Origin of the sequence: Nocardia beijingensis NBRC 16342, from assembly GCF_001612785.1 — a bacterium.
In the GTDB taxonomy this organism is placed as follows: domain Bacteria; phylum Actinomycetota; class Actinomycetes; order Mycobacteriales; family Mycobacteriaceae; genus Nocardia; species Nocardia beijingensis.
In genome coordinates, this window is record NZ_BDBC01000018.1 from 57595 (window position 1) to 77638 (window position 20044).

Sequence of the window (20044 nt, forward strand, 5' to 3'; positions counted from 1 at the left end):
CCCGCGGCCGCGGCGCCGGTCCCCACCACCGGGGGAAATCCGTTGGCGCCATCGCCTGTGCGCGCGGCACGATGGCCCGGTGACGTCTGCGGGAAGTGTCGATGTGGTGGCCCGGCTCCGGGCGGCGGGCTGCGTGTTCGCCGAGGACGAGGCGCGGCTGCTCACCGCCGCCGCCGCGGAGACCGGTGCGGACCTCGAAGTGCTCGTCACCCAGCGCGTCACCGGCAGCCCGCTCGAGCATGTGCTCGGCTGGGCCGAATTCCACGGGCTGCGGGTCATGGTCTCGCCCGGCGTCTTCGTGCCGCGGCAGCGCACCGCGTTCCTGGTGGACCGAGCGGTCGAGTCGCTCCGCGACCGCAGCGGTCATCCGGTGGTGGTCGATCTGTGCTGCGGTTCCGGCGCGCTCGGCCTCGCGGTGGCGCGGACCGCCGCCGACGAGGGCCGTCCGGTCACCCTGGCGGCCGCCGACATCGATCCGGTCGCGGTCGAGTGCGCCCGCCGCAACCTCACCCCGCTTGGCGCGCCGGTCTACGAAGGGGACCTCTTCGAACCCTTGCCCGAAGAGTTGCGCGGCTGCATCGACATCCTGCTCTGCAACACCCCCTACGTCCCCTCGGCGATGATCGCGCGGATGCCACCGGAGGCCCGAGAGCACGAGCCGCGCACCGCTCTCGACGGCGGTCCGGACGGCTTGGACGTCTTCCGCCGGGTCGCGGCCGAGGCCGCCGAGTGGCTGTCGCCGGGCGGACAGCTGTTCGTGGAATCCAGCGAGCAGCAGGCGCCGCCGGCCCTGTCCATCCTGGCTCGATACGGCCTCGCGGGGCAGGTCTCCGAATCAGAGGAGAATTACGCGACGGTGGTCATCGGCACCCGTCCCCGCTGACGAGGGCGTCGGGTAGTCGCGATCACGGCTCGGGCAGGCCGTCCGTCCAGCGCGCGGCGCGTTCGGCGCCTGCACCTGCGGACAGCGCTGCGGTGCGCCGAGGTTCTGGCTCCGGCGAGGCGGCACACCTGAAGACGGCCACCGGAGCGGCTGTCGTGCCTGCGCACCGGCGAGTCGTGCCGCGCGCTACTTCGCGCGACCGGTGAACTCGTCCATCGAGTGGTAGACCCCGACCGTGTTCAGGAACAGGTCGCGCAGTCTGATCGGCAGCAGACCGGACAGCGCCTTGTTCAGGCGAGAAGTCCACGGCAGCACGACCAGCGGGGTGCCGTTCTTCATCTCGCGCCATGAGGTGTCGACCACCTTGTCCTGTTCCAGGATCGGCGTGAACAGGAATCCTTTGGCGCCTTCGAACATTCCGGTGTTGATGTAGGTCGGGCAGACCGTGGTGACCTTCACGTGGTCGTGGCCCGCCTGTTCCAACTCGATGCGCACCGAGTCCGACCAGCCGAGGGCGGCCCACTTGGACGCGGCGTAGACGCTCATGCGGGGGTTGGACACCAGGCCCGCGGAGGAGGCGATGGTCAGCACCCGCGCTTCGGTGGACCCGGCGACCATGGCGGGCAGGAATTCGAGCGTGACATACATCGGGCCGAGCGAGTTGATCGCCATCGTCTTGTCGATGTCGGCGCGGTTCTCGGTTTCCCAGAAATAGCGGTTGCCGCGCACGATGCCCGCGTTGTTGACCAGGATGTCGATGCCGCCGACCTGCTCGCGCACGCTCGCCGCCGCCTCGGTGATCGACTCGGCCGAGGCCACGTCGACCACGTGGTGGTGCACGGCGCTGCCGCGGCCGGTCAGTTCGGCGGCGGTGTCCTTCAGCGCGGCCTCGTTGATATCCCACAGCACGATCGCCGCGGCGCCCTCGCGCACCGCGCGCTCGGCGAACAGCTTGCCGAGGCCCATCGCGGCCCCCGTGACCAGGACCCTCTTGCCCGCCACCGTGTCCAGTTTCATCCGTACTGCTTCCTGATTCGTGAGTCGTGCGCGTTATTTCTGCCGGAGCGCCTTCATGACGCCGAAGTACAGCGTCATGGTCTTGGCCCAGAGCGCTTCGGACATGCCGGGCAGCGGCGCGATCGGCAGCACCCGCTGCACCGCGATGGTCTGGGTGTCGATGTACTTGAGCAGGCCTTCCGGACCGTGCCTGCGCCCGGTGCCGGAGATGCCGAGCCCGCCGGACGGGGCGTCGGCGCTGCCCCACGCGGCGATGAAGCCTTCGTTGACGTTCACCGAGCCCGCCTCGATCCGTGCCGCCACGGCGCGGCCGCGGGCGGTGTCCTTGGTCCAGACGCTGGCGTTGAGGCCGTAGGCGGTGTCGTTGGCCTGCGCCACGGCTTCGTCGTCGCTGCTCACCCGGTAGATCGAGACCACGGGGCCGAAGGTCTCCTCGCGGTGCACCGTCATGCCGGGCCGCACTCCCGCCAGGACGGTGGGCTCGTAGAAGTACGGGCCCAGGTCCGGCCGCGCGCGACCGCCCGCCAGCACTGTGGCGCCCTTGGCCACCGCGTCGTTCACGTGGTCAACCACCGTGTCCAGCTGGCGCTGGAAGGTCAGCGACCCCATGTCGCTGTCGTAGTCCAGCCCGCCGCCCAGCCGGATCGCCTCGACGTGCGCGACGAATTCGGTGACGAAGCGGTCGTAGACGCTGTCGTGCACGTAGATCCGTTCCATCGACTCGCACAGCTGCCCGGCCGAGGCGAAGCAGGCGCGGATGGCGATCTTGGCGGCGCGCGATACGTCCGCGTCGGCGAGCACCAGCAGCGGGTTCTTGCCGCCGAGTTCCAGCGAGTAGCCGATCAGCCGCTCGCCCGCCTGCCGGGCGATGGTCCTTCCGGTCGCGCTGGAGCCGGTGTAGTCGACGTAGTCGGCGCGGGCGATCACCTCGCCGCCGATCACCGAACCCCGGCCGAGCACGGCCTGCCAGAGCCCGCGCGGCAGCCCGGCGCGCACGGCGGCGTCGATGGCCCACAGCGCGGTGAGCGCGGTCTGGTTGTCCGGGCGCGCCACCACCGCGTTGCCCGCGACGAGGGCGGGCAGCGCGTCCGAGACGGCCAAGGCCAGCGGGTAGTTCCACGGCGAGATCACCGCGACCACTCCCTTGGGCCGGTGCCGCACGTCCACCTGGGTGAGCACGGGAAGCACCCCGCGGGGTTTGCGGGTGGCCAGCAGCCGTCCGGCCACCGAGGCGTAGTACCTGGCGTTCACCGCCACGTCGCCGACCTCGTCGAAGGCGTGCGCGCGCGCCTTGCCCGTCTCGGTCTGCACGATGTCGAGGATGGTGTCCTGCTCGGCGAGCACGATGTCGTGGAACCGGCGCAGCACCGCGACGCGTTCGCGCACCGGACGCCGCGCCCACTGGCGCTGCGCTTCGCGGGCCGTGGCGAACGCGGTCTCGATGTCGGCGGTAGAGGACTGCGGCAGGTCGGCGATCTTCGCGCCGGTGGCGGGCGCGAACACTTCGACCGCGGGCGCGCCGCCGGCGACGGCGTGCGCGAGCAACGGCCGCACCAGCGCGGAGGGCAGCGCGTCGGCGGTGGCCGGGTGGGAGGCGGTGGTCATGATCGGCCCTCTCGCGAGCGGTGGGCGGCGCCGCATGCGCGCCCTATTTAATGAACAGTGGTGTTAGATTAATGTCTATGTCACTGGTCGTGTCAAGCTGTTCGTCGTGGCGCACAGGTATCGAGGGGGCCGCGTTGTGAGGTGGCACCATGCCGGCTGAGTCGACGGCGGCCCGCCGCGGCCGGCCGCCGCAGACCCCGGAACAGGCCGAGGAGGTGCGCGCGCGGATCGTGCTGGCGACGGCGGAAGTGTTCACCCGCACCGGTTCCCGCGGGCTGAGCGTCGCGCAGATCATCGAGCAGGCCGGACTGGCGCGGCCGACCTTCTACCGCTACTTCGCCAACGCGAACGAGCCGCTGCTCGCGGTGCTCGACAGTTCCAACGACGGGTTGGTCGGCGGCATCCGCGCGGCGCTGACCGGCACCGACGAGCCGGTCGAGCTGGGCATCCGGCTGATCGACGCCTACCTGGACTGGGCGCGCGGGCACGGCCCCATGCTGCGGCCGCTGTTCGCCGAGCTGCACGACCCGGGCTCGCCGGTGTCGGCCTACCGGGAGCGCGCGCTCGACGACATCCGCGAGTTGGTGCGCGAGACGTTCGCCGGACTCGGCCGTCCGGTGCCGAGCCCGCTGGACCTGGACGCCGCGCTGCACCTGTGCGAGTACGTGGTCTACCGGATCTCCGCAGGCACCGCGCCGGGAGCCGAACCGGACGCCGACACCGTGGCGGCGGCACGGCTGACGATGATCCGTGTGCTGCTCACGACGCTCGGCACGCGGGCCGATCTGGAGTACGCGCTGACGCTGCCGACGATCTTCCCCGCCGAGCCGTAGCCCGGCCCGCGGGTCAGCGCGGAACCGGGGTGACGGGGCGGCTGTCGAGGACGCGCTGTTCGACCCGGTGGATCAGGTCGTGCACGCGCGGGTCCCGGGTCAGCCTGCTGTCCAGCACGACGTTGATCGCGCCGCGGAACAACGCGTAGGGCTCCCACTGCGGCGGTGTGATGGTGCGCGCCGCGCGGCGTGCGATGCCGTCGGCGATGGACTCCGCCGCGTCGCGCACGGTGATGCGCAGGTTGAGCGGCCACGGCAGCAACGCGCCCAGATCGGCGCCGAGTTCGTCCTCGTCGAGGGTGCCGTGGGTCATGGCGGTGTCGACGATGCCGAAGTACGCCACGCCCGCGGTCGCCCCGACCGCGGCCAGTTCCACCCGCAGCGCCCGCCCGAACTGCTCGACGGCGGCCTTGCTCACCATGTAGGGCGAACCGGCCATGCCCGGCGCGAACGCCGCGGCGGAGGAGACCACCACCACGTGTCCTTTCGCGGCCACGATGTCCTCCAGCGCCGGATGCACGGTGTTGAACACCCCGGTCACGTTGATGCCGATGACCCGATCGAAGTCGCCGGGGTTCATCGTCCTGATGGTCGCCGGCTCCGGCGCCACTCCGGCGTTCGCCACCACGACATCGATCCGGCCGAACCGCTCGCGCACCTGAGAGATGGCCTCGCGCATGCCGATTCGATCGGAGACGTCCGCGCGCACGACCAGCGCCCGCTCCCCCATAGAGCGGCCGACGGCCGCCGCCGCGGCCTGGTCGATATCGATCAGCGCCACCGAAGCGCCCGAGGCGTAGAGCTTCTCGGCCAGCGCACGGCCGATGCCGGTGCCTGCCCCGGTGATCACCACCACCCGGTCGCGGACGTCAAGGCGGTGCGCGGCGGGCGGCGACACCAGCCGACGCAGCAAGTCGACGATCACGGCGCTCACCCGGCCCGCAGCCGGTAGGACTCCGGATCGAATCGGCTTGTCCGCCTGCGATATTCGAAACTCCAGTTCGGGTAAAGGCCCGCGTTGCCGCCGTCGGCGGTCTGGTAGTAGCTGCGGCAACCGCCGGTCAGCCAGGCGGTGTCGCGGCTGCGCTCGTTCACCTCGTCGAGGAAGGCTCGCTGCACTTCCTCGCGCACATCGATCCGCTGGATGTTCCGCGCACGCATGGTGGTCACGGCATCGACGATATAGCGCACCTGGGCCTCGATCATATAGATCGCGGACTGATTGCCCGCGGCTCCGAACGGACCCAGCGTGCAGAAGAAATTCGGGAAGCCCGCCATGGTCGTGCCCAGGTAGCTGCTCGGCCGCTCCCGGTATCGCGCGCCGATGGACCGGCCGTCGATGCCGTGCACCCGTTCGAAAACCGCAGGGGGAACACCGAACCCGGTGCCCCAGATGATCGTGTCCACGGGGCGCTCGGCGCCGTCGGCGGTGACGATCGAACCGGCGCGGATCTCCCGGATGCCCTCGGTGACCACCTCGACGTTCGGCTGGGTCAGCGCCGGGTAGTAGGCGTCGGAGAAGATCGCCCGCTTGCACCCGATCACGTAGTCGGGGGTGAGTTTGCGGCGCAGTTCGGGATCGCGCACCTGCCGCAGCAACTGGAGCCTGCCCAGCGCCTCGTACGGATGCCGGAATCGCTTGTCCACGAAGCCGACCAGGCCGAATCCTTCGATGCCCGTGTAGTACAGGCCGCGCAGCGCTCGGCCGAGCGCGGGCACCCGCCGCAGCAGCGCGCGTTCGGCGGGCAGCGTGCGGCGATCCAGCCGTGAGACGATCCACGGCGCCGAACGCTGGAATACCGTCAGCTCGCCCACCGCCGGCTGGATCTCCGGGATGAACTGCACGGCCGACGCGCCCGTGCCGATCACCGCGACGCGCTCGCCGGTGAGATCGTGCGCGTGATCCCAGTGCAGCGAATGGAATTGCGTCCCCGCGAAGGTTTCCGCGCCCGGCAGCCGTGGGATCCGCGCCTCGCTGAACGGGCCGACGGCGGAGACCAGCACGTTCGCGGTCAGGTCGCCGCGATCGGTGCGCAGCCGCCAGAGCGCGGCCGCTTCGTCCCAGCGCGCCTCGAGCAGTTCGACGCCGAACCGCATGTGACGCACCACATCGTGGCGCGTCGCGACCGAGCGCAGGTAGGCGAGGATCTCCGGCTGCGTGCCGTAGGTGCGCGACCAGTCGGGGTTGGGCGCGAAAGAGTACGAGTACAGCTGCGAGGGCACGTCACAGGCGCAGCCCGGGTAGGTGTTCGCCCGCCAGGTGCCACCGAGATCGTCGGCGCGCTCGAGCAACACGAAATCGTCGATGCCCGCCGCGCGCAGCGAGACGGCCAGACCGATCCCGGCTATCCCCGCTCCGATCACCACGAGCGGGACATGCTCCGGTCGCGCAGCCACTGCCATGTCCTCCTCCCACCGCGGGCGACGTCGCCCGCCGGGCTCACAGATCCAGTTCGAGTTCGCCGCCGCACGCGCGGGAGACGCAGGTCAGCATCGCGTCCGCGCGCTCGGAGTCGAGCAGCGTCCGGTCCCGGTGCTCCACCGTCCCCGCCAGCACCCGGGTCTTGCAGGTGCCGCAGAAACCCTGCTGGCAGGAGTAGGCCACACCGGGCAGCACGCGGCGGATCGCGGTGAGCGCCGACTCGTCGGCGGCGACCTCCACGTCGAACCCGCTGCGACGCAGGCTGATCCGGAACGGCTCGCCGTCGCACACCGGCAGCGGCGAGAACCGCTCGGTGTGCAGCGATGCCGACGGATCGTGCAGCGCCAGCACCCCGCGCGCGGCCTCGGCCAGCGGCGGCGGACCGCAGACGTACACCGCGGCGCCGGGCGGCGTCTGCTCGAAGATCATCCGCGCGTCGGGTACGCCGAACTCGTCGTCCGGCCGCACCACCACGTCACCGCCGGTGTAGCGGGCCAAGTCGTACAGGAACGGCATGCGCGTCCTGGACCGGCCCAGGTACATCAACCGCCACGGCACTCCCGCGCGCTCGGCCGCGGCGACCATGGGCAGGATCGGGGTGATCCCGATGCCGCCCGCGACGAACAGATAGCACGGGGCCGCGACGAAGGGGAACGCGTTGCGGGGGCCGCGCACACCCAGCCGATCGCCCACCCGCAGATCACGGTGGATCTCCGCCGAACCACCCTCGCCGTCGGCGATGAGGCGCACCGCGATGCGGTAGAACCCGCGGTCGGCGGGGTCGTTGGTGAGTGAGTACTGCCGCTGACGACCGGACGGCAGGAAGACGTCCAAGTGCGCGCCCGGCGTCCACGCGGGCAGCGGACCGCCGTCGGGATGGCGCAGCCACAGGCTCACCACCCCGTCGGCCTCGGCGCCGATCCGGTCGACGACCACCTCGAATTCGTAGCCGCTGCGGCGAACCGGATCTGGGCGCGATAGCAATCGCGCGGCGTCGCTTTCGACGAACAATCGCTTGTAGGCGTCGGCCGCCGAGCCGATCAGGCGCAGCGCCGGTCCGGGCTGGAACCGCTCGACGGCGGTCACGCGCGCGCCGCCCGTGCCGCGGGCGACTGCGCGAGGTAACGCAGCGCGTTGTCCATCGGGCCGAGCTGCGACGGGTGGAAGCCAGGCCGCAGGTAGCGCGGGATCTCGGTGAAGAACGTCGTGAAGCTCGGCACCACCCCGCGCACCGAGGCGCTGGCCAATTGCAGTGGCCAGAACCGGCCCTTGTGCCTCGACGGGTCCTTGTGGAAGAGGTAGCCGCCGGAGACGACGAACAAGACGAGCAAGCCCGCACTCGCCAGCAGCGCTTGGCGCGCCTTGCGCGCGTAGCCGCCGTCGACGTGCATATACGCGTCGTAGACCACGCTGCGGTGCTCGACCTCCTCGGCACCGTGCCAGCGGATCAGATCCAGCATCGCCGGGTGCATGCCCTTGGCCTCGAGCTTGTCGTTGGTCAGCAGCCATTCGCCGATGACCGCGGTGTAGTGCTCCATGCCCGCGAACAGCGCCAGCCGCTCGCACAGCCACTCCCGCTTGGCCCGGCCGGACAGTCCGTGGTCGCCCAGTATCCGGTCGATCAGCCAGGTGACCCGCTCGACCATCGGGCCGACCTCGAGACCCAGCCGCTCGAGCTGTTCGCGCGCCTTCTCGTGCGAACTGGCATGCATGGATTCCTGGCCGATGAAGCCGCGGACTTCCTCGCGCAGCCGCTCGTCGTCGATCAGGGGTAACGCCTCGGCCAGCGCTTGCGCCATCGCGCGCTCGCCTTCGGGGAGCACCAGGTGCATCACGTTGATGATGTGGGTGGCCATCGCCTCGCCGGGGATGTAATGCATCGGCACCGTGGCGAAGTCGAACTCCACGGCCCGCGCGTTGATGGCGTGCGCCTGGTCGGCATATCCGGCAGAACCCATCTCGCACCCCTCGTGATCGATCGGTTCTTCGCAATGTATTGGTGACATCACATGCTGTCAACATCACATGATGTCAATTCGGACGCTATGAGAAGATGGCGGCCATGGACGAAGCCGACGGGTCGATTCCAGGCATGCGCCGCTGGCGCGGGCAATCCCCCGCCGATCGCGTCGCCGCACGCCGGGAACAGCTGATCGAGGCGTGCACGGAGTTGATGGCCACGGTCGGCGCGGCCGAGACGTCCATGCGCGGGGTGTGCAGACAGGCCGGCCTCACCGAGCGCTATTTCTACGAGAGCTTCCCGAACCTGGACGCGCTGCTGACCACCGTGCTGGACACCGTGGTGCTCGGCGCGCGCGACCGGCTGCTGGACGAACTGCCCAACGCACCGGTCGAACGCGACGCCATGTTCCGCCACATGGTCGCCGTCTTCACCGATTACCTCCTGGAGGACCGCCGCCGCGGCCGGATCATGTTCGTCGAGTCGCAGGCGACGCCAGTGCTGCTGCCGCGCGCCTACGAGCTCATCGGCCTCTTCACCGCGCCGATCGCGCTGGTCATCAGCGCGGGCGATTACACAGCGCCGATGCCGGACGAGCACGATCACGAGCTCAACGCCAGCGCCATCTTCGGCGCGCTCGCCTACCTGTACCGCCCCTGGCTCGACGGCGAGATCCTGGTGTCCCGAGAGCGTTTCGACGCGCACGCGTCCGATGTGCTGGAACGGATCGCCACCGCGCGCTCCTCGCTGAGCACCGAGGCCTAGGTCCGGACGCCGCACGGCCGGGCCAGCGCATCGACGGCGCGGCTCCGCCCGCGCTCACTCGCGATCGGCGGTCGAACGGAGTTCGACGCAGCATTCCCCCGCCGCGGGCGCGAGAAGCGCCGTCACGCTGTCGGTTTCCAGGCCGTCCAGGAAGCCGCGCAGGTAGGCGTGGTTGATTCCGCACACCAGGCCCGGAGCCTTGGCCGCCAGCGGATGGAACGGGCAGTTACGCAGCCGCAGGCAGCCCGAGCCTTCCCGGCTGGGCTCGAATCCCTGATCGGTCAGCGTCGAGTGCAGCAGCGTCAACGCGCGTTCGGCGCCGAGACGCCCCGGCCGAAGTTCTCGCCGTAGCGCCTGTCCGTGTTCGGCGCCGCGATCGCGGGCTACCCGGATCGCCGCCTCCCGCGAAGTCTCGCCGGGCGACTCGGCGAGGACCGCGTCGGTGAGTATCTCCGCCAGCACTTGATGACGCCGTTCGGGGATGCTCACCTGAACGTCGGTGTCGGCGGGCTCGTAGACCTTCGGGGCGCGTCCCACCCGCCGGACCCCGCCCACCTGCTCGTAGCGGGCCCGCAGCAGTCCGGCGTCGACGAGCTTGTCCAGATGGAACGCGGCCAGCTTGCGGGATATCCCGACCTGCTCGGCGGCCTCGTCCCTGGTCACCGGACGACGGGCGCCACGGATGTACCGGTACATCCCGCGCCGCAGTTCGTCGTCGAGGGCGGCCACGGCACCGATCGCCGCATCGCTGGTCACACGCTTCACGATAACACTCACGGTGATGGTATCAATGCACGATCTTGACTGTTCGCGGTATTTTTACCAATAATATTTGTCGTAATCCGGGCTACAGGAGATCGTCGTGACCAGTGACATGCAGCAGGCCGAGCGCTTGGTGAGCGCACTACTCCCCGAGCCCACCGGGCGTCCGTTACGGGTCGTCCACGACTCCGGCGCCACCATCGACCTGGACGCCGCCGAGCGCGCGGCCGGCGAGTTCCTCTCCGCCCTCGGCGTCGGCCTCGCGGACGAGCACCTCAGAGCAACCCCGGGCCGGATGGCGCGCGCCTACGCCGAACTGTTCACTCCCCGCCCGTTCGACCTGACCACCTTCCCGAACGAGGAAGGCTACGACGAACTCGTGCTCGCCCGCCGCATTCCGTTGCGGTCGGTGTGCGAGCACCACCTGCTGCCATTCGTCGGGGTAGCGCACGTCGGCTATCTGCCCGGCGATCGCATCCTCGGACTGTCCAAGCTCGCCCGCATCGTCGAGCACTTCTCCTGCCGCCCCCAGGTGCAGGAACGGCTGACCAAACAGATAGCCGACTGGCTGGCGACGAATCTGAGCCCGAAAGGCGTCGGGGTCGTCATCGAAGCCGAGCACACCTGCATGACCCTGCGCGGCGTGCAGGCCTCCGGCACGAGCACGGTCACTTCCACCATGCTCGGCACGCTGCGTGAGGATGCCCGCTCCCGTCAGGAGTTCTTCTCCCTCACCGGGATCACGCCCTGACCACTTCGGCCGGTGCGCCGCGGCCCCGTTCCGTCGTGATCGTCCGCACGGCGGGGCGGCTCGGTCCGGGCGATTCCTCTTGCGCCACAGCGGTCTTCGCCATATACCGCGCATCCGCTCGCCCCGCCGTCCGGCCTCGCATCGGACGCACGATTCGCAGTGAGGTCACTCACATCCGGCGAGAGAGACCTCCCTCCCGGTACGCACCCGTTGCCACCATCCGGTAATAGCCGATCGGTTGCCATTCCTGAAGCGGCGCATTCGGCCGCACCACACGCCGCGTACGGCTTTCGGCGCGAAACACCGCGAAAAACCGAAACGGCACCTCACATCGCAATACTGCGAACGCCATAGCCAGCCGGTCACCGGTTGGTGATACCTCACGAAACACATACCATCCGTAGTGATTTCCGTCTCAGACGGAGCGCTCCACGGCGATATAGCCATTCGTTGTTACTGTCGGGTAGTGTTCAATGCACCGACGATCAGAGTCGATCCGGAACCGTATTTCCCCACGATTTCAGGAGCGCTCGTGTCTCCCCATTCTCGTTTCGAATCCATCGGCGCCTATCTGCCTTCCAGAGTGGTCACCACCGCGGAACTCCTCGCCGGGCTGAAAGAACCGCCTTCATTCGATCTGGAGAAAATCACCGGCGTCCGTGAACGCCGGGTCCGCGATACCAGGCCGGAAAGTCACGAAGACTCGTTCACGCTTGCCACCAAGGCTGTCGAAGACTGTCTGTCCAGGTCACAGTATGCGCCGGAAGAGATCGACGTGATCATCTCCGCCTCGATCACGCGCAGCAAGCACGCGACCAGGATGTACATGGAGCCGTCGTTCGCCGGTTCGATAAGCCGTCTTATCGGTGCCAAGAACGCGATCACATTCGATGTCGCGAACGCCTGCGCCGGAATGCTCACCGGGACGTACATCCTGGACCGGATGATCCGGTCCGGCGCCGTTCGCAACGGCCTCGTGGTCAGCGGTGAAGCCATTACTCCGATCGCCGAGACCGCAGTCGCCGAGATTTCCCAGAAATACGATCCGCAATTCGCCTCGCTGTCCGTCGGCGATTCCGGGTGCGCGATCGTCTTGGATCAAGCGGTCGACGAAAACGACATGATCCACTACATCGAGATGATGACGGCCGCGGAATACGCGCAGCTGTGCCTCGGCATGCCCAGCGGCAAGACACAAGGCATCGCGATGTACACCGACAACCGCAGGATGCACAACGAGGATCGCTTCCTGCTCGGCACCAACACGCAGCGGAAATTCCTCGAGGCGCAGGGCAAGACCTTCGCCGACGAGAAATTCGACTACGTCATCCACCATCAGTTCGGCGCCACCGCCATTCCGTGGATGAACGCGATCGCCGAACGCGAGTTCGGCAGCCCGATGCCGCCGGACCTGCGAGTCATCGAGAAGTACGGAAACACTTCCACCACTTCGCATTTCATCGTGCTGCACGATCAGCTCGGCGAGCAGAACATTCCCGCGGGTTCGAAGCTGCTGCTGGTGCCGGCGGCCTCCGGCATCGTCACCGGGTTCCTGTCCACCACCATCTCGTCGCTGAAGGTCTGAGGTCCGGTCATGAGCGTGCGTATCAAAGCCACCGCGATCAGCCGCGGCGGCGACACCAACAGCATCGTCGAGCACAACGGGCGCGCGGCCAAGCGGTGCCTCGAGCGTGCCGGTATCCGTCCCGACCAGGTCGGGCTGCTGATCAACGCGGGCATCTTCCGGGATTCGAACACCGTCGAGCCCGCGGTGTCGGCGCTGATCCAGAAAGCGGCCGGAATCGGCCTGGAATACGCCAAGGACGACCCGCGGACGTTCTCGTTCGACCTGATGAACGGCGCGGTCGGTGTGCTGAACGCGGTGCAGGTCGCCACGTCGGTCCTGGAGACCGGCAGCGCCGAGCACGTGCTCGTCGTCTCCGGCGACACCCATCCGTCCCTGTTGCGTTCCGTCGGTGACGACCGGTTCCCGTACGCCACCTGCGGCGCGGCCCTGCTGCTCGAGCACACCGACGAGCCGACCGGCTTCGGCCGGGTGCACACCGTCGCCGGCGAGGGCACGCCCGCGATCGAGGCCTACGTCGACGTCACGACCATGGGCAACACCGGCCGCGGCGCCATGACGGTGGACCGCGAGCCCGGCTTCGAGGAGCGTCTGCTGGAGGTGGCGATCGACGCCGCGCGCCGGGCGCTCGCCGAGTCCGACCACGTCTCGCTCGACGAGATCGCGCTGATCGCCTCGACGCCGAGCCCGGCGTTCCCGAAGCAGCTGGCCGCCGCCCTCGGCATCGACGAAAGTTCGGTTCGCACACCGGATCTGCGCGACGGCGATCCGCACACGGCGGCGCTGACCGCGGCCTACGACCAAGCGGTGGCGGACGACGCCCTGGCCCGGCACCGCCAGGTGCTGTTCGTCGCGGCGGGCGCGGGCCCGTCGGCAGCGGCGGCGCTCTACCGGCTGCCCGTCCTCGCCGGGGCGCCCGCGTGACAACGGGAACCTACTGGCAGGCCATCGATCGGTTTCGTGCGGTCGTCCGCACCGACCCCACCCGCGTGGCCGTGCGCTACGCGGACGGGGTCGGCCCCGATGGCCTGCCGGCCTACCGGCACCTGACCTATCGCGAGCTGGACGCGTGGTCGGACACGATCGCCCAGCGGCTCGCCGCCTCGGGAGTCGGTACCGGGACGCGCACCATCGTGCTGGTGCTGCCGAGCCCGGAGCTGTACGCGATCATGTTCGGGTTGCTGAAGATCGGCGCGGTGGCCGTGGTGATCGACCCGGGCATGGGCGTGCGGAAGATGTTGCGCTGTTTGCGCGCCGTGGACGCCGAGGCGTTCATCGGTATCCCACAGGCCCACGCGCTGCGCGTGTTGTTCCGGCGCGGCTTCCGCACCGTCCGCACGACGGTGACGGTCGGCCGACGCTGGTTCTGGCGCGGCGAGACGCTGCGCGACTGGGGCCGCACACCCACCGGCCCGGTGGCCACCGGCCGCCCGGCCACCGAGGACGACCCGCTGGTGATCGCGTTCACCACCGGCAGCACCGGTCCGGCCAAGGCCGTGCAGCTGACGCACGGCAACCTGGCCGCGATGGTGGAGCAGGTGCACGTAGCGCGCGGTGAGGTGGCGCCGGAAGCGTCCTTGATCACCCTTCCGCTGGTCGGCGTGCTGGATCTGCTGCTCGGCTCACGGTGTGTGCTGCCGCCGCTGATCCCGAGCAAGGTGGGCGCGACCGACCCGGCACACGTGGCCGACGCGATCGAGAAGTTCGGGGTGCGTACGATGTTCGCCTCCCCCGCCCTCCTGATTCCGCTGCTCGAGTACCTGCGCGCCCACCCGACCCCGCTCGAGTCGCTGGAGAGCGTCTACTCCGGTGGCGCGCCGGTGCCGGACTGGTGCATCGCCGGGCTGCGCGCGGTGCTCGGCGAGGACGCGAAGGTGGTCGCGGGATACGGGTCCACCGAGGCGCTGCCGATGTCGACCATCGAGTCGCGGGAACTGCTGGCCGGTCTGGTCGAACGGGCGCACCGCGGCGCGGGCACCTGTATCGGCAGGCCCTCCTACCAGGTGCAGGCGCGCGTCGTCGCCATCACCGACGAGCCCATACCGACGTGGGACCGGGCCGAAGAACTCGCGGAGGGTCTTGCGGACACCCGCGGCATCGGCGAATTGGTGGTGAGCGGGCCGAACGTCAGCACCAGGTACTACTGGCCGGAGCAGGCGAACGCGCTGGGCAAGATCGTCGACGGCGACCGGATCTGGCACCGCACCGGCGACCTCGCGTGGATCGACGAAGAGGGGCGGATCTGGTTCTGCGGCCGCAAGAGCCAGCGTGTGGTCACGGCACGTGGACCGATGTTCACCGTCCAGGTGGAGCAGATCTTCAACACCGTCGCGGGCGTGGCCCGCACGGCGCTGGTCGGGATCGGCCCGCGCGGCGCGCAGCGACCGGTGCTGTGCGTCGAACTGCGGCCGGGCGCGGACCCTGCCGTCGTCGAGCCCGCGCTGCGGGCCCACGGCGCGGGATTCGAGCTCACCAGGACGATCGCCGACTTCCTCGTCCACCCGTCGTTCCCGGTGGACATCCGGCACAACGCCAAGATCGGGCGCGAACAGCTCACCGTGTGGGCGGCCGAGCGCCTGGGAACGGACGCCTGATCATGAAAACGACCGCATTGCGGATGGTTCCCGTCCTGGGATGGCTGTATCTGGCGGGCGGCGCGCTCGCCGCCGCGACCGGCCGGGTCCCCGGCAGCCGGATTCTGCGCACCGTCTGGTGGGTCGACGCGTTCCTCAGCGTCGTCGTCCACGCGGCCCAGATCCCCGCGGCCTTGCGCGCCGCCGACGGCTCCGGCTCCGGCAGGCTCCGGACGGCGGTCCTGACGCAGATCTTCGGCCTGACCTGGTGGCGAACCCAGCCCGGCAAGGAGAAAAGACAATGAGCAAAGTTCTGGTGACCGGCGCGTCCGGTTTTCTGGGTGGCGCGCTGGTGCGCAGGCTGGTGCGCGACGGCGAGCACCATGTGTCGATCCTGGTGCGCCGCACCAGCGATCTGTCCGATCTGAGCGCCGACCTCGACAAGATCCAGCTGGTCTACGGCGACCTGACCGATCCGGCGTCGCTCGAGCGAGCGACCCGCGGCGTCGACATCGTGTTCCACAGCGCGGCCAGGGTGGACGAGCGCGGCACCAGGGAACAGTTCTGGAACGAGAACGTCCGGGCCACCCAGCGGCTGCTGGAGGCGGCCCGGCGTGGCGGGGCCGCACGATTCGTGTTCATCTCCAGCCCGAGCGCGCTGATGGACTACTACGGCGGCGACCAGCTCGACGTCGACGAGTCGGTGCCGTACCCGCGGCGCTACCTGAACCTGTACTCGGAGACCAAGGCCGCGGCAGAGCGGGCGGTCCTGGCCGCCGACACCGACGGGTTCCGCACCTGCGCGCTGCGCCCACGCGCGATCTGGGGTGCGGGCGACCGGTCGGGCCCCATCGTGCGGATGCTCGGCCGGGCCGGCGCGGGAACGTTGCCCGACCTGTCGTTCGGCCGCACCGTGTACGCCTCGCTGTGCCACGTCGACAACATCGTCGAAGCCTGTGTGCTGGCGGCCGCGTCGGACGAGGTGGGCGGCAAAGCGTATTTCATCGCCGACGCCGAGAAGACCGACGTCTGGGGCTTTCTCGGCCAAGTGGCCACCCAGCTCGGCTACCGGCCGCCGACCAGGAAACCCCACCCCAAGGTGATCGGCGCCGCGGTGCGCGTCATCGAGACGATCTGGCGCATTCCCGCCGTCGCTACCCGCTGGTCGCCGCCGCTGTCGCGCTACGCCGTCGCCTTGCTGACCCGCAGCGCCACCTACGACACCGCCGCCGCCGCACGCGATTTCGGCTACCGGCCGGTCGTCGACCGCGACAGCGGGCTGACCGCCTTCCTCGACTGGCTGGAAAGCCAGGGCGGCGCGGTCGAGCTCACCCGCGATCTGCGCTGAGCACTTCATCCGCACCGGAGACCAGCATGAGCAACGCCCCCGTCTTCCGCAGGAAGATCACCCCCACCGAACGCCTCTATTTCTGCACGCGACAGGTGACTCCGCCGTTCGTGATGCACATCGCCGTCCACGGCGACGGCAGCCTGGACCCGGCCGCCTTGCAGGCCGCCGTCGACGTCGCCTCGGCGGCCGCGCCCGGCGCCCGCTTGGTCCGCGACGGCCGCGACTGGGTGGACAGCGGTCTGGCCGCCACCGTGCGCGTGGTGCCGGGATGGTCGCTGAACTACGACGCACTGGAGCACGACGCGGTGCTGAACAGCCCGATCGGTCCCACGCCGGACCGCACCACCGAAGTGCTCCTGCTCACGGGCGCGCAGACCACCGTGCTGTTCCGCGCCTTCCACGGCGTGATGGACGGCATGGGCCTGCGCCTGTGGGTGGACGACGTGTTCCGCGCCTTGCGCGGACAGCGGCCCGTCGGCGCGCCCGACCCGGTCGCCGACGCCGAACTGGTCGCGCGGACCGGCGCCCCCGGCCGGCCGACCCTGGTGCTGCCCACGTTCGAGGCGCCGTCGGGGCGCGGCCGCCAGGATCCGGCGGCCCCGCGCTGGCTGCTGCGCCACCGCACGATCGAGGCGACCGGCAAGGGCATCGTCGCGCGGGTGGCGGCGATCCTGGCCGGGGAGTCGGATACGAAGTCGCGCTTCATGATCCCGGTCGATCTGCGCAGGCACGATCCCGCCCTGCGCTCCACCGCGAATCTGGCGCTGCCCCTGTTTCTCGACGTGGCGCCCGGCGAAGACTGGGAGACGGTCAGGGAGCGGATGCGCGGCGGACTGCGGGACAGACGCGAACTGAACGAATTGGACAACGGCAAGCTGTCGAAGTTCCCGGACGCCGTCCTTCGCACGGTGCTGCGCGGCAGCAACTGGCTGGGGACTCGGCTGAATCGGAACATGGTGTCGGCCACCGTCTCCCACCTGGGCACGGTCGATCTCGACGAGATGGCGGTGCCCGGCTGGACACCGACGGCCATGCGGCTGCTACCGCAGCACAGCGGCGCGATGCCGCTGCTGTTCGCCATGGTGGAATCGCGCGGGAAGCTGGAGCTGACCGTCTCCTGCCGCAACGGCGCGGGCGTCGAGCCCCGGCTGGAGGCGCTGCTGGACACGATCACCGCGCGGCTCGAGACCGAGCTCGCGCCGCATGATGCGGCCGTGGCATGACCGCCGTCGCCCGGGTGGTCCTCGCCCGGCCACGGATGGTGCTCGCCCTCGTCGCCGGGGTGATGCTGCTGTCCGGCCTGCTCGGCATCGGAGCGTCGGACAAGGTCACCGCCGCCGGGTTCATCGATCCGGGCAGCGAGTCCGCGCACGTGGATCGGCTCGTGAGCGAGCACTTCGGACCGCAGAACCCCGACGTGGTCGTGCGCTACACCGCTCCGGAGGGACAGACGCTCGACGACATCGGCCCCCGGGTGCTGGAGGCGCTCGCCCGGATCGATCCGGCGATGCTGCAACGGCCGATCGAAACCTATTGGAACGCCGGATTCGCGCGCAAGCAGTTCCTGCGCTCGGCGGACGACCGGCACGCGCTGGCCGTGGTCTATCTCGCCGGTGACGCCAACCAGCGCGTCGCCGCGTATCCGGACATCGAACCGCTGCTGCGGGTTCCGGGCGTCCCGGCCGATCTGTCCGGCTACAGCGCGGTCTCCACGGAGATCAACGCGCAGTCCCAGCACGATCTGGTCCGGGCCGAGGCGCTCTCGTTGCCGCTGACGCTGCTCATCCTGGTGCTGGTGTTCGGCGGTCTGATCGCCGCGTCGTTCCCGGTGGTGGTCGGCGGCCTGACCGTGCTCGGCGCGAGCGGCGCCATCCGCGTGCTCGCCGAGCTCACCGAGGTCAGCACGTTCGCGATGAACATCGCCTCCTTGCTCGGCCTCGGCATGGCCATCGACTACGGACTGTTCCTGGTCACCCGGTTCCGCGAGGAGGTCGCCGACGGGCACGACGTGCGCTCCGCGATCACCCGCACGTACGCGACCGCGGGCCGCACCATCGCGTTCTCGGCGCTGCTGCTGGTCTGCGCGTTCGCGGGGACGTTCGTCTTCCCGCAGGCGGTGCTGCGTTCGCTCGGCATCGGCGCGATCACGGCGGTGGCGCTGGCCGCGGGGCTTTCGCTCACCGTGCTGCCCGCCTTGCTCGCCTTGTTCGGCGCGCGCATCGGCACCGCGCGCGCGATCGATCGCACCGACCGGTTCTGGGGCGGCCTGGTCGATCGCGTGCTGCGGCGGCCCGGTCTGGTGACGGTGGTCGTCGGCGCCGTCCTGCTGGTCTTCGCGGCGCCGCTGGCCGGGCTGCGGCTGGGCGACATCGACCACCACGCGCTGCCGCCGGGCAACCCCATGCGCGTCACCATCGAGGAACTCACCACGCAGTTTCCCGCGGCGGGCAGCGGGGCCACCGTCGTGCTGCGCGGCACGGACGGGCCGCCGCAGTCCGCCGCGGTGGACGCGGTCGCGGCGGCGCTCGGCGAGGTCGACGGCGTGCGGCAGGTCGTCCAGGTGGGCCGCGCCGAGGATTTCGTCGTCTTCCACGCGTTCCTGCGCGACACCGATCGCACCGAGGCGGCGAGCGACTCGGTGCGCGGCATGCGCGCTCTGACGCCCCCGGACGGCACCGTTCTGTTGATCGGAGGCGACACCGCGGCGACTGTGGACAGCGTGCGATCCATCGTCGCCGCGATGCCGTGGATGATCCTGGTGATGGTCGGCGCGACGATGGTGCTGCTGTCCACCGCGTTCCGCTCGATCGTGTTGCCGCTCAAAGCGGTCGCCCTCGCCTTCCTCAGCCTCGCCGCGACCTTCGGCGTGCTCGCCTGGATCTTCTGCGGCGGGCATCTGGCCGGCGCGCTCGGGGTGAGCACCGGCCCGATCGCCGCGGGCATGCTGGTGCTGATCATCGCGGTGGTCTTCGGTCTCTCCACCGACTACGAGGTGTTCCTGCTGTCACGCATGGTCGAAGCGCACGACGCGGGCGCCGACACCGCGGCGGCGGTGCGCCTCGGCACGGTCAGGACCGCACGGGTGATCACCGCCGCGGCGACCCTGCTGGTGATCGTCACCGGGGCGTTCACCCTTTCGCCGCTCACGCCCATGCGGTTCCTCGGCCTGGGCATGATCATCGCCCTCGTCGTGGACGCCACCCTGGTCCGCATGCTCCTGGTGCCCGCGCTGGTCCAACTGATGGGCCCGGCCAACTGGTGGTCGCCACGCCGCCGCCGCGTCGTCCCTGCCACCGTCGGCCGCATCCGGGACCGCACGCCGACCACGCGCTGACGGCCATCCGCACGGGTACCACGTCTGCCATGCGCCGGTCGGCGGCACCAGCAGGCGTGCGTCCCGGCCCGCTGGTGCTACCGCGCCGCGTCGTCACGGTCGCATTCCCCGACTTCGCGCCGGGTGTCCTACGGAGTGAGTGCCTTTCTCGTGGTTCTCCGGGTGAATCGTGCGCCGAGGCGCGGCCGTGGGGCAGAACCGTC

At 70.0% G+C, this 20044-nt stretch carries 18 protein-coding genes; 11 read left to right on the forward strand and 7 right to left on the reverse strand.

Annotated features, from left to right (window positions below):
• Positions 1 to 79: 79 nt before the first annotated feature.
• Positions 80 to 883, forward strand: a complete 804-nt coding sequence (locus NB3_RS12850; protein ID WP_084486189.1) for a putative protein N(5)-glutamine methyltransferase — start codon at positions 80 to 82, stop codon at positions 881 to 883.
• Between the two features lie 186 nt (positions 884 to 1069).
• Here the strand turns inward: NB3_RS12850 and NB3_RS12855 are convergent, their stop codons facing one another.
• Both NB3_RS12855 and NB3_RS12860 read right to left on the reverse strand, forming a co-directional pair.
• Entirely contained in the window at positions 1070 to 1900 is an 831-nt protein-coding gene (locus NB3_RS12855) for an SDR family NAD(P)-dependent oxidoreductase (protein WP_067801560.1), read from the reverse strand.
• Between the two features lie 33 nt (positions 1901 to 1933).
• Entirely contained in the window at positions 1934 to 3505 is a 1572-nt protein-coding gene (locus NB3_RS12860; protein ID WP_067801563.1) for a succinic semialdehyde dehydrogenase, read from the reverse strand.
• A gap of 149 nt (positions 3506 to 3654) precedes the next feature.
• Here NB3_RS12860 and NB3_RS12865 point away from each other — a divergent pair, with 149 nt between their 5' ends.
• A complete protein-coding gene (locus NB3_RS12865; protein ID WP_067801566.1) occupies positions 3655 to 4338 on the forward strand; it encodes a TetR/AcrR family transcriptional regulator in 684 nt (227 codons plus the stop codon).
• 13 nt (positions 4339 to 4351) lie between these two features.
• Here NB3_RS12865 and NB3_RS12870 read toward each other — a convergent pair whose 3' ends face one another.
• The 4 genes from NB3_RS12870 to NB3_RS12885 are packed head-to-tail and all read right to left on the reverse strand — an operon-like array spanning position 4352 to position 8718.
• Positions 4352 to 5263, reverse strand: coding sequence for a short-chain dehydrogenase/reductase (locus NB3_RS12870; protein WP_244891885.1), 912 nt, complete (start codon positions 5261 to 5263; stop codon positions 4352 to 4354).
• A 5-nt stretch (positions 5264 to 5268) separates the two neighbouring features.
• On the reverse strand, positions 5269 to 6741 hold the full coding sequence (locus NB3_RS12875) for a flavin-containing monooxygenase (protein ID WP_067801569.1): 1473 nt from the start codon (positions 6739 to 6741) through the stop codon (positions 5269 to 5271).
• A gap of 37 nt (positions 6742 to 6778) precedes the next feature.
• The gene (locus tag NB3_RS12880) at positions 6779 to 7846 is read right to left on the reverse strand and encodes a PDR/VanB family oxidoreductase (protein WP_067801572.1); all 1068 of its coding nucleotides are present in this window, start codon (positions 7844 to 7846) and stop codon (positions 6779 to 6781) included.
• Positions 7843 to 8718 (reverse strand): metal-dependent hydrolase, encoded by an 876-nt coding sequence (locus tag NB3_RS12885; RefSeq protein WP_067801575.1) that lies wholly within the window; start codon positions 8716 to 8718, stop codon positions 7843 to 7845. The genes NB3_RS12880 and NB3_RS12885 overlap by 4 nt, the downstream gene beginning before the upstream one ends.
• A 104-nt stretch (positions 8719 to 8822) precedes the next feature.
• On the opposite strand from NB3_RS12885, the gene NB3_RS12890 reads away from it, so the two are divergent.
• The gene (locus NB3_RS12890; protein ID WP_067801733.1) at positions 8823 to 9485 is read left to right on the forward strand and encodes a TetR/AcrR family transcriptional regulator; all 663 of its coding nucleotides are present in this window, start codon (positions 8823 to 8825) and stop codon (positions 9483 to 9485) included.
• A gap of 54 nt (positions 9486 to 9539) precedes the next feature.
• On the opposite strand, the gene NB3_RS12895 is transcribed toward NB3_RS12890, so the two are convergent.
• Positions 9540 to 10241 carry a helix-turn-helix transcriptional regulator gene (locus NB3_RS12895; protein WP_084486197.1) on the reverse strand — a complete coding sequence of 234 codons (702 nt, stop codon included), beginning with the start codon at positions 10239 to 10241 and terminating at the stop codon, positions 9540 to 9542.
• A 106-nt stretch (positions 10242 to 10347) separates the two neighbouring features.
• Here NB3_RS12895 and folE point away from each other — a divergent pair, with 106 nt between their 5' ends.
• The 8 genes from folE to NB3_RS12935 all read left to right on the forward strand — a co-directional run bounded on the left by folE (position 10348) and on the right by NB3_RS12935 (position 19841).
• Positions 10348 to 10998: a GTP cyclohydrolase I FolE gene (gene folE / locus NB3_RS12900; RefSeq protein ID WP_435794775.1), complete on the forward strand. Its 651-nt coding sequence runs from the start codon at positions 10348 to 10350 to the stop codon at positions 10996 to 10998.
• A 532-nt stretch (positions 10999 to 11530) separates the two neighbouring features.
• On the forward strand, positions 11531 to 12583 hold the full coding sequence (locus NB3_RS12905) for a 3-oxoacyl-ACP synthase III family protein (RefSeq protein WP_084486198.1): 1053 nt from the start codon (positions 11531 to 11533) through the stop codon (positions 12581 to 12583).
• A 9-nt stretch (positions 12584 to 12592) separates the two neighbouring features.
• A complete protein-coding gene (locus tag NB3_RS12910) occupies positions 12593 to 13507 on the forward strand; it encodes a beta-ketoacyl-[acyl-carrier-protein] synthase family protein (RefSeq protein ID WP_067801585.1) in 915 nt (304 codons plus the stop codon).
• Positions 13504 to 15177 carry a fatty acid CoA ligase family protein gene (locus NB3_RS12915; RefSeq protein WP_067801588.1) on the forward strand — a complete coding sequence of 558 codons (1674 nt, stop codon included), beginning with the start codon at positions 13504 to 13506 and terminating at the stop codon, positions 15175 to 15177. The genes NB3_RS12910 and NB3_RS12915 overlap by 4 nt, the downstream gene beginning before the upstream one ends.
• 2 nt (positions 15178 to 15179) lie before the next feature.
• Positions 15180 to 15461: a hypothetical protein gene (locus NB3_RS12920; protein ID WP_067801590.1), complete on the forward strand. Its 282-nt coding sequence runs from the start codon at positions 15180 to 15182 to the stop codon at positions 15459 to 15461.
• Positions 15458 to 16504, forward strand: coding sequence for an NAD-dependent epimerase/dehydratase family protein (locus NB3_RS12925; RefSeq protein ID WP_067801593.1), 1047 nt, complete (start codon positions 15458 to 15460; stop codon positions 16502 to 16504). Before NB3_RS12920 ends, NB3_RS12925 begins: the two co-directional genes overlap by 4 nt.
• A gap of 26 nt (positions 16505 to 16530) precedes the next feature.
• Positions 16531 to 17730: a peptide synthetase gene (locus tag NB3_RS12930; protein WP_067801596.1), complete on the forward strand. Its 1200-nt coding sequence runs from the start codon at positions 16531 to 16533 to the stop codon at positions 17728 to 17730.
• Positions 17727 to 19841, forward strand: a complete 2115-nt coding sequence (locus NB3_RS12935; protein WP_067801599.1) for an MMPL family transporter — start codon at positions 17727 to 17729, stop codon at positions 19839 to 19841. Before NB3_RS12930 ends, NB3_RS12935 begins: the two co-directional genes overlap by 4 nt.
• Positions 19842 to 20044: the final 203 nt, after the last annotated feature.

Excerpts from the sequence above, each read along its gene's own strand:
- NB3_RS12885 (WP_067801575.1), bottom strand. The coding sequence starts at position 8,718 with ATGGGTTCTGCCGGATATGCCGACCAGGCGCACGCCATCAACGCGCGG.
- NB3_RS12890 (WP_067801733.1), top strand. The coding sequence starts at position 8,823 with ATGGACGAAGCCGACGGGTCGATTCCAGGCATGCGCCGCTGGCGCGGG.
- NB3_RS12920 (WP_067801590.1), top strand. The coding sequence starts at position 15,180 with ATGAAAACGACCGCATTGCGGATGGTTCCCGTCCTGGGATGGCTGTAT.
- NB3_RS12925 (WP_067801593.1), top strand. The coding sequence starts at position 15,458 with ATGAGCAAAGTTCTGGTGACCGGCGCGTCCGGTTTTCTGGGTGGCGCG.
- NB3_RS12865 (WP_067801566.1), top strand. The coding sequence starts at position 3,655 with ATGCCGGCTGAGTCGACGGCGGCCCGCCGCGGCCGGCCGCCGCAGACC.
- NB3_RS12875 (WP_067801569.1), bottom strand. The coding sequence starts at position 6,741 with ATGGCAGTGGCTGCGCGACCGGAGCATGTCCCGCTCGTGGTGATCGGA.
- NB3_RS12935 (WP_067801599.1), top strand. The coding sequence starts at position 17,727 with ATGACCGCCGTCGCCCGGGTGGTCCTCGCCCGGCCACGGATGGTGCTC.
- NB3_RS12930 (WP_067801596.1), top strand. The coding sequence starts at position 16,531 with ATGAGCAACGCCCCCGTCTTCCGCAGGAAGATCACCCCCACCGAACGC.
- NB3_RS12910 (WP_067801585.1), top strand. The coding sequence starts at position 12,593 with ATGAGCGTGCGTATCAAAGCCACCGCGATCAGCCGCGGCGGCGACACC.
- NB3_RS12860 (WP_067801563.1), bottom strand. The coding sequence starts at position 3,505 with ATGACCACCGCCTCCCACCCGGCCACCGCCGACGCGCTGCCCTCCGCG.
- NB3_RS12855 (WP_067801560.1), bottom strand. The coding sequence starts at position 1,900 with ATGAAACTGGACACGGTGGCGGGCAAGAGGGTCCTGGTCACGGGGGCC.